We start from the raw sequence: 16919 nt of genomic DNA, 5'->3' as shown, positions 1-16919 counted from the left end.
ACGTTCTTCGCGATATCCAGACCGATTGTGGTAACTTCCGACATGGGCGCCTCCTCAAGTGGTGTGTTCACACCTCCACTTTGGCACATCGATGCCGCCGGGGGGGCGTCCACCCCATCACCCGGCATGCTAAAAAGGTCAGACGACCCTATTCTGAAAGGTCACCGAGAGCGCCACGCCAATACTGCAGAAGGGCAGTTTGCAGCTCCACATCGAAATCGATCCGAGCTAACGGATGATCATGGAAGCGGTTATCGCCGCGCACGCGATCGGGGAAATCGAGTGTCTGATACAACCCTCTGGTCAGCGCGTAACTTCGAAGGAGCAACGCAAGACCATCACCAGGAGGGATCAGCAATGCGCGATCCACGGCTTGCCCAGCCCTATTGAGCGCCAAGGAGAACGACTGTTTAAAGCGCCAAAATTCATCTGGCGGGAGATTGGCTTCCAAGTGACCGTAACCGAGCGAGTCCAGCCGCAGAAAATAGGAATGGGAGGCAAGGAAGGCAACAAAGCCGTCGATGAACCGACCGACTACAGCCTCCTTGGGTCCGGTAGAAGCGGCAAAGTTCTCCTCGATCTTGGCAAGAAGAGCATCCCACTCGCGAGATAGCAATGCTGCGAAGATCTGCTCTTTGGTCTTGAAATATAGATACACAGTACCTTTCGCTAGTCCGGCCTGCGCCGCTATGGCCGCGACAGCTGGAAGGCGCCGCGTATCTTCCAAAAACAGGGCCAACGCGGCGCCGAGAATATCGTCCCGGCGCGCCTCTTTGTCCTGTTCGGCCTGTGCGTACCTGACCATTTGTCCTGCTTACCCCTTCAATGCAGCGGCGGCGATCCGCGTCTGCATCCCTCGCGGAAGCAAACGCGATGCAACTGCCGCAACCTTGTTCATTGAACCCGCAACAACGGTCTGCCGCCCTGCAAAGAGCGCTTTAAGTCCAGTCTCGGCGGCCTCTCTCGGTGATGTCATCGCGCGCTTCATCGACTTGCTTGGCGCCTGTCCAGAGGCACTCAAGAAGCCCGTATCCATGAGGCCGGGTGATAGCACGGTTACGACCACGTTGCGCGGCGCCATTTCGGCATGGAGCGCCTCCCCAAAGTTGCGAACATAAGCCTTGGTCGCAGCATAGGCCGCATAGGTAGGGCATGGCATGAAAGCGGTGAGGCTGGCCACAAGCAAGATGTGCCCGCAACGGCGGTCCGCCATGTCTGACGCGATGGTGTGAGTGAGAGTAGTCAAGCTCGCAATGTTGAGGTGCAGCATTCGATCGATTGAATCGCCGGACTGATCGATAAAGGCGCCATGCAGACCTTGTCCGGCGTTATTGATGAGAACATCTAACTTAATATCTCGGATGCGGATTGCCTCAACGAGCGAAGCTGCAGAGCCGTCTTGGGTAAGGTCCGACTGTTCAACATGAATGCGCACGCCAAAGCGCCGCAGATTTGTCGCGATCGTTTCCAAACGTCCGAAGCTTCGCGCGGCCAGAACAAGATTGAACCCACGTTCTGCCAACAACGAGGCGAACTCGGCTCCCATTCCGCCGGACGCACCGGTAACCAAAGCCCACTTGCCTGAAACCATAACTGTTCTCCATAATGACCGCCAGTCAGATATAAATGAACGCCGGTCATATTCAAGCTTCTTTGCGCATGAGACGCAAAGCACCCACTGGATGAGAGCGAGCGTGGGCGGTGCCAACATTGACCGCCAGGAGCGCCTTAAGCTCAAGCTGTGGCTTGAAAGAGTTCCGCTTTCATCGGTCGCAAAGCTGAAAGCTGCCAGACTGCTTTCTTGAAGAGTTTCGGCTGCCGATAGGCGCCTGAAAGTCCGGTAAGACCGAACTCGCGAGCCACGGTCTGGGCGCTATGGGTTTTTCTGGATTTGGCCGGTTGAGGGACAAGCTTGAACCTGCGGTGACGAGGCCAGGTCTGACGCGCGTGGTGCGATAAAAAGGCCTTTGGAGCTGCACTTTCCTTGGCAGATGTAGCCGAGCGAGGGGGGATGCCGATCCGACCATCGACCAGCGCGAGATTGTCGGCAGGCCGAGATGACGGTGTCTCGGTCTGGTGGGTTATCAGCTCATGCCGGGTCATGAACGGTCTCCCGGTTTGTAGGACGCCCGGTCGGCGGCGCTCGAGGTTGGCACCATGCAGCGAAGGTCTCGATGGTAACCATGGTGCCGCCGCAGCAGGCCTCACCCAGATTCAGAGTGATCCAATCGAGCTTGACTGTGTTGAACCCTGATCATAGACATGCTTTGTCGAAAATGGTGGACCGGATTGGTGAGCCCCGGTCGCCCTGCTGGCTAAGGCAGGGACTTTCCATCCCATATATCGGGGCCGCGGACCTCGACGGTAGCAGGCGTTTCGCATGCACCGTTGAACTGCATGCGACTATTCCTTCGCAGGACACGGCTGCCCGGAGACGCCCTTCTTGAAATGGCGCCAAGGCGCCGCGTTGAAGGATAACATCATGACTATCGGACTGCTCGCCGCTCTCCCGATCATCTCTTTGATCGGCTGGCTCTCAATGTTTGGCCTTAAGCACCGGAGCCTCTTCGCCGGGGACGTTGCCGGCCTTGTCTATCACCTTGCCCTCATCCCGCTGGTTGACCACCTGCCAGGCGGGCCAGAAGTTAAATTTGCTGGCTATCTCTGGCTCTTCATGGATGCACTAGTGGACATGGTGTCCATCAACCACATCGGTGAAAAAACGGTGTGGGCACTGCGGATGGGCGTTCATCTGTTTGCCGCTATCTGGATTTGCGGCGTCTCATGGGGTCTTGGTGGAGTTGCACTATGGATCGGAATTCCGCTCGGCCTCTTTCTTGCGGTCCATGCCACATTCCTTGCGGACGTGAAAAATTCCAAGGCTATCCTCGGGGTCGGTGTAGTGCCAGCTATGTCTGCCTGGCTCCTTGCGCTATCATATCATTTCTTGATGAGTGCAAATCTCGCATCCTGACCCAAGAGTTTTGAAACATCTGGATTGATGGCGCTCTTCTCCATGTTGCCGGCATCTACTGGCCGTGCGATCCGCGCCAAGTTACTCGGCGTGGCCCTTCAAGGCCACGCCAATTTTGATCAGAACTTTGTATGCGAGTAGCTGCAGGCGATTGTCAGAAGCCAGATCACCATGAGCGGGATGGCCGTCACCCCCAGGACCAGTTCGGAATCCGGCAGGTATGGGGAAAGCACTGCGTGAAGGGCTAAATAAGAGCCTAGCAGGATGCCAGGAAGTTTCATCCTAAGCGGCATATTTAGCGATGTACCGATGATCCAGATGGCCGCCGCGACGTGGATGCCAAGACGAAACGCCCAAATGATTTCCTCATCGAGGTTGTTGAGTCTGGCGACATCGAGAACAGCGTCGCTGTATATCCAGACAAAGCCGGCCATTGTTGCCCAGGATGGCGCTCTCAGGTTCGCGACCACCGGAGCGAGCGACAAGTGATAGACGAGCCCGAAGAGACTTCCAATTTGCGCTGAACCCAGCCCTGTACCCACAAACAGCATGACCCAGCCAAAGCACGAGAAGGCAGCGCCGATTCGTGTCTGAAGCTCAGGTGATTGTGATACGGCAGTCAGCATGAACTGACCTCTCGCAAACGGAGAGGTGGCAACAGATTGATCACTGTTTCGCATATCGCAGATTTCCAACGTCATTTGGCCGTGGCGCGGCAAAGGACACGGGCAGAAATCGCAGAGGTCCGGAGTTCAAAAATGGCAAGCCCACCATGAACCTCGCCCCGATGACCTCGACAAAAACGGCACACGTCCGCCTTCGTCGTGGTCCGCGGCCTAGGGGCTGGATTTAGGCTTCCTTGAGCGAAGCTGACCGGGGCTCACCAAAACCGGTCTACCATTTTCGACAATCAAAATCTATTCGGTGTGGCTTTGTAGTCAAGTTGTTTGGCAGGGCCGGCAGTCGGCTAGTCTCCCTTTTGTAGGTTGTCGCGGATAGCGTCGATAGCAACCTGTATCTTGCTCAGAGTCTCGGCATCCAGCCTCACTGTCTGCCTTTTGATCAAACACATTTAAGAGCGGACCGTCTGCAGGCCACCTCAAAACGGGAAATACCGACCCCATTCCGGCCAATTAACTAGTCTTTGACAGCTCTCAAAAGCTGCCGAAACTAATGTCGTTCGCAGTTTACATTTTGCTGCTAGGAATGGGGTGGTCGGCGTCCCACCCAGAGACTATGCATCTAGCGTCAAATTCCAGCGACAATTGTTCCAGTGTCACCTGAGAGAAACGCGCCATCAATTGTCTCTCGGCATCAACCAGCGTGTCAGCTAAGGCTTTGTTGACGACCGCCTCCACAGCGCACTGCGGATGATCGTTGTCGCTGCCGATAGTAAAAAGGCGTTCGGATCCGATCGAACGGTGAACATCGAACAGGGTTATCTCGGAAAGCTCACGCCCTATTCGCCATCCGCCATGATGGCCTTTTACCGCCCGAACCAAACCCGCTTCCCGCAGCCCAGCCAGACTCCGACGCACCACTGCACTGTTTGTGCCGAGCATTTGCGCAATTTGGTCGGACGTGAATGAGCCATCGTGGCGAGCCATGTGCAACAGCGTTTGTCCGGTAATGATCAGACTATCGAGCATGGAGAGCCTCCCGCCATGCAAGGCATTGGCTTCCACCAGATCGACATAGCGCGACTTGCGTGGGCGACGCAGCAAGGCCATCGCACCCAGGACGATGCCGCCCAATGCGGGGATAAAAGCAGCGTCGAAAGGCTATTGGTCCAAGGCGCTCAGGCGTTGGTTCGGTCCCAAGTTATACAGCAACTGCTGCAGCCTGTAGGCAAGTTCACGCAGGATCAGCACCATCAGACCCGCCAGGGCACCCGCGATGACCGCCAGGAGCACCAGCCAGCTTTCCCGGCGACGGACCATGGTGCGAAGCCGCACCAGCATGGCACCGAGCGGAACGTTTGCGACCCACCAGCGCGTAATTCGGAACCAAGCTCGCCCACCTCCGGACATGGCTAACGTATGCCGTGTCGGCGAAGGCGACGCATCAGGCCGCTGATCTTGGTTGTTAAGCTCGGACATTTTTTATCGGTTTACCTTCATGCTATCATAGGATCAACCATCGCTGGTCACCTGGACCGTTGAGCCAGCGAGTTCGAATGTTCGATTTTGTTTTGGTGACAACTAAACTGCAGCAACTGAGGTCCAACGCCCGGATGCGGACTGGCTCCGCTTGCCACCATGGGCTGGCTGTAACCGACCCCATTTCGGTCATTAGCTCTTCGATTCTGTGAGCTTCTCTAGTGGCGAGAAAGTGGCAAAAGTCGTGCACGGCGCCAGTCCACTTGCCGCCCGACGCACACCTTTTCCGATGCAAACTGGCTTCGAAATTTCGACGCTGCGTCGAGACGAAACGTGGGGGTTGCGTCTCTGATCACTCGCCCTGCGATTTTCAGCCGTGCTCATAGTCTGTATGTCGTGACTGACAGTACGGTTTACTGGGAAGTTTCTTCACGCCTGCAGAGCTCGATCAGTCTGCCGAAAACAGTAGTGCTGTCTGCCTCAGTGTGGTGGGAGCCGGCAGGGATGCCGACCCCATATCGGTGCCTCAGGCGTCGAGTTCGAGATAAAATGCCAGCATGGCCTCTGCCAGTGCCTCCGGTGCTTCCATGGCGACAAGGTGGCCGACACCCTCGAGCGTGACGACAGAGACGTTGTCTGCCACTTGGGCCATCGTGCGGCTGGTGAACGGGCCGCTGCCGGCATCGACCGCCAAAACCGGCAAGCTCAGCTTATGGTCGGCCACCAGGGCGCGGATTTCGACGCCTTCGGTCAGAAGGGCGGCATAAACGCCATTGGTGGCGCGCAACCCGCCAGCGCGCGAGAAGACCCGCTCGAACTCAGCCACGTCCCGCGCATCTATGGCGCCTGGCGTGCCGTTCATGACTGGATGTGCATAGTCGGTAAGGAATTGCCGCATACGGCCCTGCAGCAGCATCTCGGGGATGCCCTGTGCCGCGAGGAACCCGACATGCCACATGCCACCATGGGCGACGTCGGCAAATTTCTCGAAGCCAAAGCCGGGTAAGGCCGTTTCGATGGCAGTAAAGCTGCGAACCAAGTTCGGATGGGAGGCTGCCAGCCGAAAGGCCGGCGTGCCACCAATGTCCTGTCCGCTCAGATGCACGGGTCCAAGATCGAGATGGGCAATGAGATCGGCCAGCGCCTCGGCAATGCTGGCGCAGGTATAGACATCCGCCCCCGTGCTTGAATCGCCAAAGCCGGGCAGGTCGACAGCGATGACCCTATGATTGCGCTTCAGCAGGGGCATGAGCTTGTGGAACGCCCACCAGGATTCAGGAAAACCGTGCACCAGCAGGATCGGGGTCCCGGTCTCGCCGGCCGTCACATAGTGCAGGTCCTGGCCGTTCTGGCTGAGGGTAGCGTGCTCAACGTCGGGAATGGTTGCAGGGATAGCAGGCATCATGATCTCCGAGTAAAATAGACAATATGGTTGACTATCAACAAGGTTGACGCTAAGTCAACCAGGTTGTCCATAAGTCGTCAATTTGGTTGTCGGATCAGCGCGCTGCGCCTAGAATGGGCAAATGACCAAGAGTAAGACTGGCAATGGCGTTCATCTGGCGCAGCTCCTCATCGGCAGCTATCGCGCCCTTGTTGACGCCGCGATCGCTGATCTCGAAGCGTCCGGCATCCACGATTTCAGGCCCGTGCACGAGTTCGCCATGCAGGCGATTGCCGACGGAACGGACAGCGCCTCTGAACTGAGCCGCAGATTGTCGGTCTCCAAGCAGGCTGCTGCCAAAACCATCAAGACCCTACTGGACCGCGGCTACATCACCCGGCAGGTTGACCTGTCCGATTCCCGGCGTAAGCGATTGATCGTGACCCCCCTGGGTTTTGCGGTCATCCGCAAGGGCGAACTGATTTTCGATGCCTTGCGCGACAAATGGGCCAAGCAGATCGGCGGCAATGAATTGGACTGGATGGAACGGCAACTGGCCGAACTGGTTGGCGAAGCGCCGTTGCAAATCGACACGCCTGGTTGGATCGCCAGCACGACGGAATGAGCCGCGTATAGAACGCGACATAGGACCAGACGTCGAGGTTGATCGCCGTATTGACCTGCATTAGCGCTTGAGACGCGACGCGCCGCCATCGAGAATTTTGCCATCTACGAGGATTTAGAGATAAAATGATCCAAATGTGTTGAGCAAATTTTATTTAAGCAGACCAAATTCTGTTCTTGAGAAATTGGTCTGCTTGTCAAATTTTTTCGTAGATCGTCATTAAAGTCGCAGTGCCTTAATAACTGAAATCGCGGTAATTATTTGATCGTTGCGAAAATATCTGCAGGTGCCGTGGAGTTCAAAACGTTTTTAGATCTCAGCCACGGGGGGGGGGCACCATGAAACCCACCTACTAGTGCGTTTCTGCAGTTGCAGGTTCGCTCGTGGGAGATCGTGCCGATAGCGTCGATCAGGGTCTTTTCGATCAAGTCATGCAGACCTTCGCGGTAATAGGCGTCATTCATGCTGCCGGGGCCAAAGTGAACTACAGCTGGCGCCATCCCAGAGCCAAAATTTATAACTGGAGCGATCGATGCAAAGCACATCTCTGCCTCGCGCGCGAACACGACTTCAGGCACCAGCGGCGTGCCAACAATGTCTCCCCCTTCGCGCTGGAAACTGCGAATTTCTGCAGGAGTTTCAAAACGGGGACCTTCGGCACAGACGAATACGCCGCGTTCAATAACTCTGTTGGAGAACTTGGTGGCAGAAGTGATGAGATTGTTGCGCAACCGTGGGCAGAACGGATCGGTGAAGTCGACGCGTACCCAGCAGTCCCAATCGTCGAACAAGGACTGCGGTCGGTCCTTTGTGCGATCAAGGAAGTCGTCCGAGATCACGATATCCCCGGGCCGGATCGCCGGATTGACCGAGCCTATCGCGTTTTGAGAAATGATCGATTCAACACCGAGCTCGCGCAATGCCCAGATATTGGCGCGATAGTTGATCTTATGGCTTGGCACCGTAAGGTTGGCGCTGTAGCGCAGGACCACAGCCGATGGGCGACCTGCAATGGACCCGAGGAGGACCGAAGCTTCCCCAAATGGAGTCTTGACCACTTCAGTGCGCCGGTCTTGCATTAGTGTCTCGGAGGCGGCGCTGGAAATCAGGCCAATTGGGGCATCCGTCATTGTAGGAATCCTAAGCTGAGGGGATATGCGCGTAGTGTTGCTTAATGCGCGCGAAGATTGCGCCGGCATCAATGTTGCTGAAGCGGCCATCCGCATAGATCGTGCTGCCGGCGACCATCACCTCGCGCACGTGCTGGGGGCCAGCCTTGTAGACTATGTCCGAAAGCACGCGCTGCGCGGTATTGCCGAGCGGATGATCGAGATCGAGTACGACGAGATCGGCCTGTTTGCCGGGTACCAGTGTGCCGATGGCGTCTTGCCAGCCAAGGACCCTAGCGCCCTCCCGGGTTGCCATGGCGAAGGCATCGGCGGCATCGGTAATATGGGCGTCAAGGCTTGATGCACGTTGCAGCAATATCGATGCTTTCATCTCCTGGAAGATGTCTAGACTGTTGTTGCTGACCGTGCTGTCGGTTCCAAGGCCGACCACAATGCCGGCTTGGCGCATGGCCGGAATCGGCGCGATACCACTGGCCAGCTTGGCGTTTGACACAGGATTATGTGCAACACTTGCGCCGGTCTCAGCAAGTAGCTCTATTTCTTCGTCATCGAGCCAGATGCAGTGTGCTAGAATTGAGCGCTCATCGAGCAGACCTAGGCCGTGCAGCCAGCGCATCGGCGTCGTGCCGTGGCGCTCGCGAACGATCTCGGTCTCCTTGGCACTTTCTGCAAGATGGATGACGAAGGGCAGCCCCAATTCATCAGCCGCCTGTTTGACCTCGATGAGGAGTTCTGCCGTGCAGCTATAGGGGGAGTGCGCACCCAGATAGTGGCGCACCAAGCCATTGCCAGCATGCCGCGCCATGGCCCCTTCCGTTTCCTCCCTTGCAAGGGGCCAGTTGGCCCGTCCAGTCTTGCGATATTGAGGGGAATTGGCGAGAGCGCCACTGAGCGAACGCATGCCTATCGCGCTTGCAACGTCCGAGAATATGCCGGCGCCGAAACGAGTGCAGTCGCAGGCGGTAGTGATGCCATTGCGCACCATTTCCATCACCGCCAGCTCGCACCCAAAGCGATTATCCTCCAGCGAAAGGACCGAGGTGAATGGGGCAATTGTCTGCGCCCATTCAAATAGATCCCCATTGTCGCAACAGCCACGCTGCACGCTCATCCCGCCATGAGCATGAGTGTTAATAAGGCCGGGTATGACCACACGGCCCGCAAGGTCGCGAACGGCGGCGGCCACCGGCGCCTCGCTCGCAGGGCCGGTCCAGACTATGGTTTTACCCTCGATGAGGATGGCGGCATCAGCAATGAATCCGTTCGGCGTGCCGTCGCAGAGGAATAGGTTAGACAGCAAAATTCTCATGGGGCCCCCAGACAAAAAACTGCTTCATCGATGGTTGAGGCTATTTCGGTGTGCAGTGGCCCGGTGGGCGTCACGCCGGCATCGCTGATGCGAAGCGGGACATCATGTCCCGGCACGATAATGTCGGCCATGGCCATGATACGAGCAATGCTACCGACGGCCGCCGCCGTATCATGGGCTCCGCTCGTCTGGCCCGTTCGAGCATCAACCCTATGCTTTATGGCGTCCTGAGCCAGGATGTGGGTCTGACCAGCCCACTGCAAGGCCAAGGAAATATGGCCGGTCGTGTGGCCGGGCGTATGCAGCAGTTGCACGCCCGGGAACAGCTCAATTTCCCCATGGATCAATTGAAGCTTGCAGCGAGCCAGCATGCCCTCGATCTGAAACACAGGCAGTGCTAGATCGACCAGTCTCTGGTCATAGTAATACATCAGCTCGGTCTGGTGCAGCACCAATTCGGCATTAGGAAAGCACTCGACGTTGGCGATGTGGTCGAAGTGTAAATGGCTAAGCACAATGGTGCCGATATCTCCAGGAGCAACGCCCCGGTTTTCGAGGGCAGCAAGCAATGCCGGCCTGTCGCCGCTGGAGCCGGTATCGAAGAGGACAGGCCCGCCTGCCGTGTGCAACAGGACGCTCGTGCTCCAACCTAAAAAGCCGCGCGAAGTCCTACCTGGAAACCCATGGATTAGGATCTCATACATTGGACCTTGTCCCCGCGTAGAGATGGCATGCAACATTATGGCCGGGCGCAATCTCGACGCTCTTCGGCTCGATCGTTCGACAGGCCTCACCCACATCGGCAGCGCGCGGGCAGCGGGTATGGAAGCGGCAACCAGCGGGTGGGCGGATTGGCGAGGGCACGTCGCCCTGCAGCACGATACGCTGCTTCTTGACCCGCGGATTGGGCGCGGGAATGGCCGAGATAAGGGCCTGGGTGTAGGGATGGGCCGGAGCCGCGAACAGCCGCGACTTGGGCGCCGCCTCAACCAGCTTACCCAGATACATCACCCCGACATCGTCGGAGATATGTTTGACGGCTGCCAGCCCGTGGGCAATGAAAAGGTAGGACAGGCCCATCTCCCGCTGCAGGCGCTTGAGCAAATTGAGCACCTGGGACTGGATCGAGACGTCCAGAGCCGAAACAGGTTCGTCGCACACGATCAGCTTTGGGTTGAGTGCGATGGCCCGCGCAATACCGATGCGCTGTCGCTGGCCGCCCGAAAATTCGTGCGGGTACCGGTCGGCTTGCGAGGAGGACAGTCCGACCTGATCGAGCAGCTGGCGCACTCGTGCATGGCGTTCGCTGCCCTCCATGGAGCAGTGAATCTCGAATGGCTCTTCCAAGATCTGCTGCACCGTCATGCGGGGATTGAGCGAGGCGTAGGGGTCTTGGAAGATGATCTGGAGGTCCTTGCGCAGATCGCGCAGGCGCTGGCCCGAGCTGGCGAGGAAGTTCTCGCCGTGGTAGAGAACTTCGCCCGCCGTCGCGTCCTCGAGGCGGACGATCAACTTGCCAAGGGTCGACTTCCCGCATCCCGATTCGCCCACAAGGCCCATTGTGCGGCCGGCCTCGATCTTTAGCGAAACGCCGTCCACGGCATGGACCTTCTCGCTGCGGCGGTCGAACACGCTGGTCTTCTTGACCTTGTAGTGCTTGACCAGATTGCGGATCTCAAGAATCGGCTTGGTCATGCCGGGATCCCCTCGCGCAGCCGATCGGTTGCCAGAAAGCAGGCCGCCTGCCGGCCATGACGGACCTCCACAAGGGGAGGCTGTTCGGCACGACAGCGCTGGAAGACATAAGGGCACCGTCCGGCAAAAGCACAGCCCGGCGGGCGGTCGAGGGGATTGGGCACGCTGCCCTCGATGGCGTAAAGCTCATCGACATCTTCGTCGAGCCGCGGAATCGAAGCCAGCAGGCCTTCGGTGTAGGGATGCAACGGATTATCGAAGATCGTCGTGACGTCGGCGACTTCGACGATCTTGCCTGAATACATGACCACGACCCGGTCGCACATTTCCGCCACCACACCCAGGTCATGAGTGATCAGCACGATCGACATGCCTAGATCGCGGCGCAACTGACGCAGCAGGTCGAGAATTTGTGCCTGAATGGTCACATCGAGCGCGGTGGTCGGCTCGTCCGCAATCAGCACCCGCGGATTGCACGACAGGGCCATGGCGATCATGACGCGCTGGCGCATGCCACCGGACAGTTGATGGGGAAATTCGGTTGCTCGGCGCTCAGGCTCGGAAATATTGACCAAGCGCAGCATGTCGATGGCCTTGGCGAAGGCCGCCTTTTGCGACAGCTTCTGGTGCAGGGCTATGGTCTCTGCGATCTGCTCCCCGACGGTGAAGACCGGATTGAGCGAGGTCATCGGCTCTTGGTAGATCATCGACAGGCGGTTGCCGCGCAGGGCACGCATGTCCGCCTTGTCGAGGCCGAGAATGTCTTGGCCCTCGAACAGAATCTGACCACCTGCGTAGCGGCCCGGTGGCGTGGGGATCAGCCGCATGATCGAGAGCGAGGTGACGCTCTTGCCGCATCCGGATTCTCCCACAATCCCTAGGGTTTCTCCGCTGGCGACGCTAAAGGAGATGTCGTCCACCGAACGGACTTCGCCGCGTTCGCTGGAAAAGTAGGTCTTGAGGTTGCGGACCTCGAGAATGGGCGGAAGCGTCTGGTTCATCAGATGAGGGCTCCCTGCTGGCGTAGGCCGGCCTGCAGTTCGGCTACCGGCAGGTGGCGCGGGGTGGTACCGGCGCGCAGGCTCATCGCCGCCGCCAAGCCCGCGGCCTCGCCCATGGCCATGCCTGGCCCCATGACTCGAACAGAGGCCTGCCCGTCATGGGTCGCCGACACGCACCGCCCAGCCAGTAGCAGGTTGTCAATTTCAAGCGGTACCAAAGAGCCATAGGGCACGTGGTAATAGTCATCGCCGGGCAGGTGCAGGCGGATCGTGGTCTCGCCCTGGCTGTGATCTTCAATGGGCCAGGAACTGCGGCAGATCGCGTCGGGAGACTTTTCGGCGCCCAGCACATTCTGCCGTGTCAGTACATGCTCGCCCATGACGCGGCGCGTTTCCCTTACACCCAACTGCGGCGCGATTGCATCGACAATGGCATTTTCGAAGCCGGGTACGTACTTGATGAGGAAGCGGGAAAATCCCTCCACCTGCCGCCGACCTTCAAGCGTGCCGTTCGACAGGCTCCAGGGGTCGACACCGTTCACGCCGGCCACGCGGCTCATGTTTACATGCACCTTGCCTGGCTGCGGCGCGGGCGAGAATGAGCCGCTAATGCGCGGAAAATCAAACTCGCCGCTTTCCTTTACGGCAACCAGCAGCGCGCGGATGTCCTTTTCGGGAAAGGCCATGGCGCACGCGACGTCGACCCCACCCATGTAGAACACCATGGTGGGGGCCTGCAAACGCCCCTCTTCGTCACCCATCTCGAACGGTGCGCCCGCCAGCGCGGCAACATCGCCGTCGCCTGACGCATCCACGATCCGATCAGCCAGAATGACCTCGCGCCCGCCCTTGTGCTCGACCACGACGCCCTTGACGGCGCCATCGGCGACCAATGTTTCCACCACCGTGGCATGAAACAGCAGCTCAACGCCCGCTTCCTCGACCATGCGGTCGAGCACGACCTTGAAGATCTCGTGATCCACCTGAAAGCGGTGGCGGTACTTCATGCCGCCGCCGATGGCCTCGAGCCGGTTCATGACCTCCCTTGGCAGGCCGCCGACCAGGATCTGATGGGTGGCCTCGGGGCCGCAGGTATAGACGCCGCAGAACACGCCGACCATCGCCGCCGTCGCCGTACCACCCAAAAAGCCATTGCGTTCCACCATAAGAACGCTGGCTCCGTTGCGTGCTGCTGAAACGGCGGCAGTGCATCCGGATGTGCCGCCGCCGACGACGAGAACATCAATTTTGCGCGCGACAGCCAGGGTACGGGCAGGCTGCAAGACGCGCTCGCCATCCATTGCAAAGGCGATAGGCATCTCAGTTCTCCAGTTGCTTGAGGCGTGGGTCGAGCATGTCGCGCAGGCGGTCACCCACCAGGTTAATGCCGACCACGGTCAGAAAAATCGCCAGACCCGGCATGGCGGCGACCCACCATGCATTGGCGATATAGTTGCGGCCCTCGGCGATCATGGCGCCCCATGTCGGCGTCGAGGGCGGTACACCCAGGCCGAGAAAGCTCAGGGAGGATTCAAACAGGATCATCTTGGCCACCAGCAGACTGGAGATGACGATCACTGAACTCATCACGTTAGGCAGCAGGTGCTTGATCAGGATGCGCGGGGTGCTGGCGCCGAGGGCTTTGGCCGCCTGCACATATTCGCGGTCACGCAGAACCAGCACTTCGGCACGCACCACGCGGGCATATTGCACCCAGTTGGTCAGCCCAAGCACTACGATCAGATTGAACAGGCTTGGCCCCAGAACAGCCACCACGGCCAGCGCTAGCACGAGAAACGGAATGGCGAGCTGGACATCGGTAATGCCCATCAGAAACTTGCCCAGATAGCGGTCCTCGTAGCCGGCGACGATACCGAGGGTAATGCCGACCAGCGAGGACACGACGACCGAGCACACACCCACCAGCAGCGAAACTTGCGCCCCCACGATCAGACGGCTGAAAATATCTCGCCCCAGGGCCTCGGTACCCAGCCAGTGGATGCCGTTTTTGCCCAAGGCCAGTGGCGGCTGCAGGCGCTTGATGATATTTTGCGCGGCGGGGTCGTAGGGTACGACGAAGCGCCCGACCAAAGCGGCCACGATAACCGCCAGGACGATGGCGAGGCCGAACATAGCCAGTTTGCTTCGCGAGAAGCGCTTCCAGAACACGATCATAACTCAGCCTTTCCTCAGGCGGGGGTCGAGCAGGCCGTAGCAGAGGTCGACCGCCAGGTTGATCGTTACGATGAGAACGGCCATGAGCAGGACGAAGGCCTGGATAACGGTGAAGTCGCGGTTGGCTATGGCCTGGATGGCCAGGCGGCCGACCCCCGGATAGGCGAAGATCTCTTCGGTGATAACCGCGCCTCCCAGCAGTGCGCCGACTTGCAGGCCGATAACCGTCAAGGTCGGAATGGCAGCGTTGCGCAAGGCGTGCTTGAAGACGATCTGGCCATCGGCAAGCCCCTTGCCGCGGGCGGTGCGCACATAGTCCGATTGCAGCACCTCGATCATTGAGGAGCGCAGCAGGCGCGTGATGATGGCGGTGGAGTAGGCAGCCAGGGCAATGGAGGGCATGACCAAGGTCTGGCAACCGTCCCGACCCGAAGGCGGCAGCCAATGCAGCTTTTCCGAGAAGATCAGGATCAGCATGATCGCCAGCCAGAAGGTGGGAAAGCTTTGGCCGATCAGCGATATAACTAGCCCAGCACGATCGACGACAGTGCCGCGATGTGTAGCGGCAGTGATGGCAAGCGGCACTGCGATGACGAGGGAGAGCGCTAACGCGGTGCCGCTCAGTTGCAGTGTGGCGGGCATGCGCTCCAGCACCAGTTGCATGGCTGGTTGCTGGTAGCGCATCGATTGCCCGAAATCACCATGAACGGCGCGAGCCAGAAATTCGAAGTACTGCACGATGACTGGCCGGTCGAAGCCCATGGCATGGCGAAATTCCGCAATTTGCTCTAGCGACGCCTCGGGTGGTAGAAACAACGCCGAGGGATCGCCTCCGATCCTGATCAAGAAAAAGACGGCTACGGACACGCCAAAAACAACGGCGAGCGCGTACAGCAAACGTGAAACGACATACCCAAGCATTAAGGAGCTCCGACCGGTTCTGGTTTATTCGAAGCTGGCTTTACGCAGATCGATGATAGAGTCGGTACGCGGGTGCCAGTCGAGATCGGCATCCAGGCCGTAGATCAGCGGTGGCGTCAGCAAGGGCAGGTGCGGCGCCTCTTCCTTGATGATGGCCGCCGCTTTATCATAGATCGCGGTGCGTTCAGCTGGTTCCAGGGTGGCCCTCCCTGCATCTAGGAGAGTGTCGAGTTCGGGATTGGCGTAATAGCTTTGGTATTGTCCGCTATAGAGCAGTGGATACCAAACTAGATCGGGGTCACGCCCACTCCAGCCTGGAAAGATGATGCCTTCGCGGCCCTTCGCTTCCGACACAGTGGCCCAGACACCCGGCTCGAGGAAATTGGGCTCGACGACAATGCCCACTTCTGCCAGGAAGCCGATCGTGGCATCCATGATCTCGCGATCCTTCATATAGCGTCCTTGGCGAGCCGTCAGCGTGATGGTGAAACCATCAGGGTAGCCAGCTTCAGCCAGCAGTGCTTTGGCCTTTTCAGGGTCATATGGGTAAGGCTGCCAAGCCTCATCATATCCAAAGGCATTGGTAGGCAGGGTAAGTGCAACCCGGGTGCCCAGGCCTCCCAGTAAAGCCTGTTGGATAGCGTCGACGTCGACGGCATAGTTTATCGCTTGGCGAACCAGCTTGCTCTGCAGCGGACTTTCCTTAAGGGTGTCGAATGCGTAGAAATAGATGAAATCACTGGCGATAGTTGCAATTTTGGTTTCACCAGCTTCAAGAGATGGAACGTCTTCGGGCGGAATGTCGGCCGCGATGTCTACGCCGTTGCTGGTCAGTTCGGCAATGCGGGTGCGCACTTCTTTGATGGGGCGGAACACCACGTTTGCTACCGCCGGCGCGCCGCCCCAATAATCCGGATTTGCTTTTAGTACTACGCGATCGTCCTTGAGCCACTCCACGAAAGTGTAGGGGCCCGTACCAACGGGCGCAGATGCAAGCGCTTCAGGGTTTTCAGCTGTGTACTTTGGCGGCACGATTAATGCTGCAAACGATGCTTCGTAAAGTGAGAACAGCATCGTCGGAAACGGTTTGTTGGTCTTGAAGTCGATGGTGTAGTCATCGACGATTTCGACCGATTTAATTGCCGCAATGCGCGAAAAATAGGGCGCTTTAAACTCAGGGTTGAGGGCACGATCGAAGGTGAACTTGACTGCTTCGGCGTTGAAGTCCTCCCCGTTGTGGAACTTGACGCCTTTTCGCAGCGTGAAGCGCCAGGTTAATGGGTCGGGATTGCTCCATTCAGTGGCCAGTGCGGGAACGAACGTACCCTTGTCATCCATTGTCACCAGCGCGTCGTACAGCTGGAACATTATGTTTGCTGTCGGAAAAGCTGAATGCTTGGCCGGATCCATGGTCAACGCATCTACAGGCTGGGCCACCGTAATGGTGTCCTTATCCTGAGCAACTGTCGGATTAAGCAGGCCGAGCAGCGCTGTCGTGCTCAATATCACACCCAGCAATGGGGCATGCAGCATTCGTTTCATGTGATCACCTGTTTTGCAGTCGGGGCTGGCTTGGCGCCAAACGCCCTGGTTGGCAGTGCAGACA

General features: G+C 58.3%; 18 protein-coding genes. 2 read left to right on the top strand and 16 right to left on the bottom strand.

Annotated elements, in window-relative coordinates; all coding sequences use genetic code 11:
- Window positions 1-148: 148 nt before the first annotated feature.
- From DevBK_RS20615 to DevBK_RS20605, 3 genes are all read right to left on the bottom strand, one after another.
- Window positions 149-805: a TetR family transcriptional regulator gene (locus DevBK_RS20615; RefSeq protein ID WP_317186876.1), complete on the bottom strand. Its 657-nt coding sequence runs from the start codon at window positions 803-805 to the stop codon at window positions 149-151.
- 9 nt (window positions 806-814) lie between these two features.
- Window positions 815-1591 (bottom strand): SDR family NAD(P)-dependent oxidoreductase, encoded by a 777-nt coding sequence (locus tag DevBK_RS20610; RefSeq protein WP_317186875.1) that lies wholly within the window; start codon window positions 1589-1591, stop codon window positions 815-817.
- Window positions 1592-1734: 143 nt separating this feature from the next.
- Window positions 1735-2103, bottom strand: a complete 369-nt coding sequence (locus DevBK_RS20605; protein ID WP_317186874.1) for a hypothetical protein — start codon at window positions 2101-2103, stop codon at window positions 1735-1737.
- 379 nt (window positions 2104-2482) lie between these two features.
- Between DevBK_RS20605 and DevBK_RS20600 the strand changes: the two genes are divergently transcribed.
- On the top strand, window positions 2483-2974 hold the full coding sequence (locus tag DevBK_RS20600; protein WP_317186873.1) for a hypothetical protein: 492 nt from the start codon (window positions 2483-2485) through the stop codon (window positions 2972-2974).
- A 119-nt stretch (window positions 2975-3093) separates the two neighbouring features.
- On the opposite strand, the gene DevBK_RS20595 is transcribed toward DevBK_RS20600, so the two are convergent.
- The 4 genes from DevBK_RS20595 to DevBK_RS20580 form a co-directional block, all read right to left on the bottom strand.
- Window positions 3094-3600, bottom strand: coding sequence for a hypothetical protein (locus DevBK_RS20595; protein WP_317186872.1), 507 nt, complete (start codon window positions 3598-3600; stop codon window positions 3094-3096).
- A gap of 561 nt (window positions 3601-4161) precedes the next feature.
- Window positions 4162-4623 (bottom strand): Rrf2 family transcriptional regulator, encoded by a 462-nt coding sequence (locus DevBK_RS20590; RefSeq protein ID WP_317186877.1) that lies wholly within the window; start codon window positions 4621-4623, stop codon window positions 4162-4164.
- 132 nt (window positions 4624-4755) lie between these two features.
- Entirely contained in the window at window positions 4756-5073 is a 318-nt protein-coding gene (locus tag DevBK_RS20585; RefSeq protein WP_317186871.1) for a hypothetical protein, read from the bottom strand.
- Window positions 5074-5599: 526 nt separating this feature from the next.
- Window positions 5600-6475, bottom strand: coding sequence for an alpha/beta hydrolase (locus DevBK_RS20580; RefSeq protein WP_317186870.1), 876 nt, complete (start codon window positions 6473-6475; stop codon window positions 5600-5602).
- A gap of 124 nt (window positions 6476-6599) precedes the next feature.
- Here DevBK_RS20580 and DevBK_RS20575 point away from each other — a divergent pair, with 124 nt between their 5' ends.
- Window positions 6600-7082, top strand: coding sequence for a MarR family winged helix-turn-helix transcriptional regulator (locus DevBK_RS20575; RefSeq protein WP_317186869.1), 483 nt, complete (start codon window positions 6600-6602; stop codon window positions 7080-7082).
- 257 nt (window positions 7083-7339) lie between these two features.
- Here DevBK_RS20575 and DevBK_RS20570 read toward each other — a convergent pair whose 3' ends face one another.
- The 9 genes from DevBK_RS20570 to DevBK_RS20530 are packed head-to-tail and all read right to left on the bottom strand — an operon-like array spanning window position 7340 to window position 16855.
- Complete coding sequence (locus DevBK_RS20570; protein WP_317186868.1) at window positions 7340-8212, bottom strand: MTAP family purine nucleoside phosphorylase; 873 nt, start codon at window positions 8210-8212, stop codon at window positions 7340-7342.
- Between the two features lie 10 nt (window positions 8213-8222).
- A complete protein-coding gene (locus DevBK_RS20565) occupies window positions 8223-9521 on the bottom strand; it encodes an amidohydrolase (protein ID WP_317186867.1) in 1299 nt (432 codons plus the stop codon).
- Window positions 9518-10225, bottom strand: a complete 708-nt coding sequence (locus DevBK_RS20560; RefSeq protein WP_317186866.1) for an MBL fold metallo-hydrolase — start codon at window positions 10223-10225, stop codon at window positions 9518-9520. Before DevBK_RS20560 ends, DevBK_RS20565 begins: the two co-directional genes overlap by 4 nt.
- Window positions 10218-11216 carry a dipeptide ABC transporter ATP-binding protein gene (locus DevBK_RS20555; protein ID WP_317186865.1) on the bottom strand — a complete coding sequence of 333 codons (999 nt, stop codon included), beginning with the start codon at window positions 11214-11216 and terminating at the stop codon, window positions 10218-10220. The genes DevBK_RS20560 and DevBK_RS20555 overlap by 8 nt, the downstream gene beginning before the upstream one ends.
- Complete coding sequence (locus tag DevBK_RS20550) at window positions 11213-12217, bottom strand: ABC transporter ATP-binding protein (RefSeq protein WP_317186864.1); 1005 nt, start codon at window positions 12215-12217, stop codon at window positions 11213-11215. Before DevBK_RS20550 ends, DevBK_RS20555 begins: the two co-directional genes overlap by 4 nt.
- Window positions 12217-13536, bottom strand: coding sequence for an FAD-dependent oxidoreductase (locus tag DevBK_RS20545; protein ID WP_317186863.1), 1320 nt, complete (start codon window positions 13534-13536; stop codon window positions 12217-12219). The genes DevBK_RS20550 and DevBK_RS20545 overlap by 1 nt, the downstream gene beginning before the upstream one ends.
- Before the next feature lies 1 nt (window position 13537).
- Window positions 13538-14392, bottom strand: coding sequence for an ABC transporter permease (locus DevBK_RS20540; protein WP_317186862.1), 855 nt, complete (start codon window positions 14390-14392; stop codon window positions 13538-13540).
- Between the two features lie 3 nt (window positions 14393-14395).
- A complete protein-coding gene (locus DevBK_RS20535; RefSeq protein WP_317186861.1) occupies window positions 14396-15313 on the bottom strand; it encodes an ABC transporter permease in 918 nt (305 codons plus the stop codon).
- A gap of 24 nt (window positions 15314-15337) precedes the next feature.
- On the bottom strand, window positions 15338-16855 hold the full coding sequence (locus DevBK_RS20530) for an ABC transporter substrate-binding protein (RefSeq protein WP_317186860.1): 1518 nt from the start codon (window positions 16853-16855) through the stop codon (window positions 15338-15340).
- Window positions 16856-16919 lie beyond the last annotated feature (64 nt).

Source organism: Devosia sp. BK (assembly GCF_032907385.1).
Lineage (GTDB): Bacteria > Pseudomonadota > Alphaproteobacteria > Rhizobiales > Devosiaceae > Devosia.
This window is presented reverse-complemented; position numbering and strand designations above follow the sequence as displayed.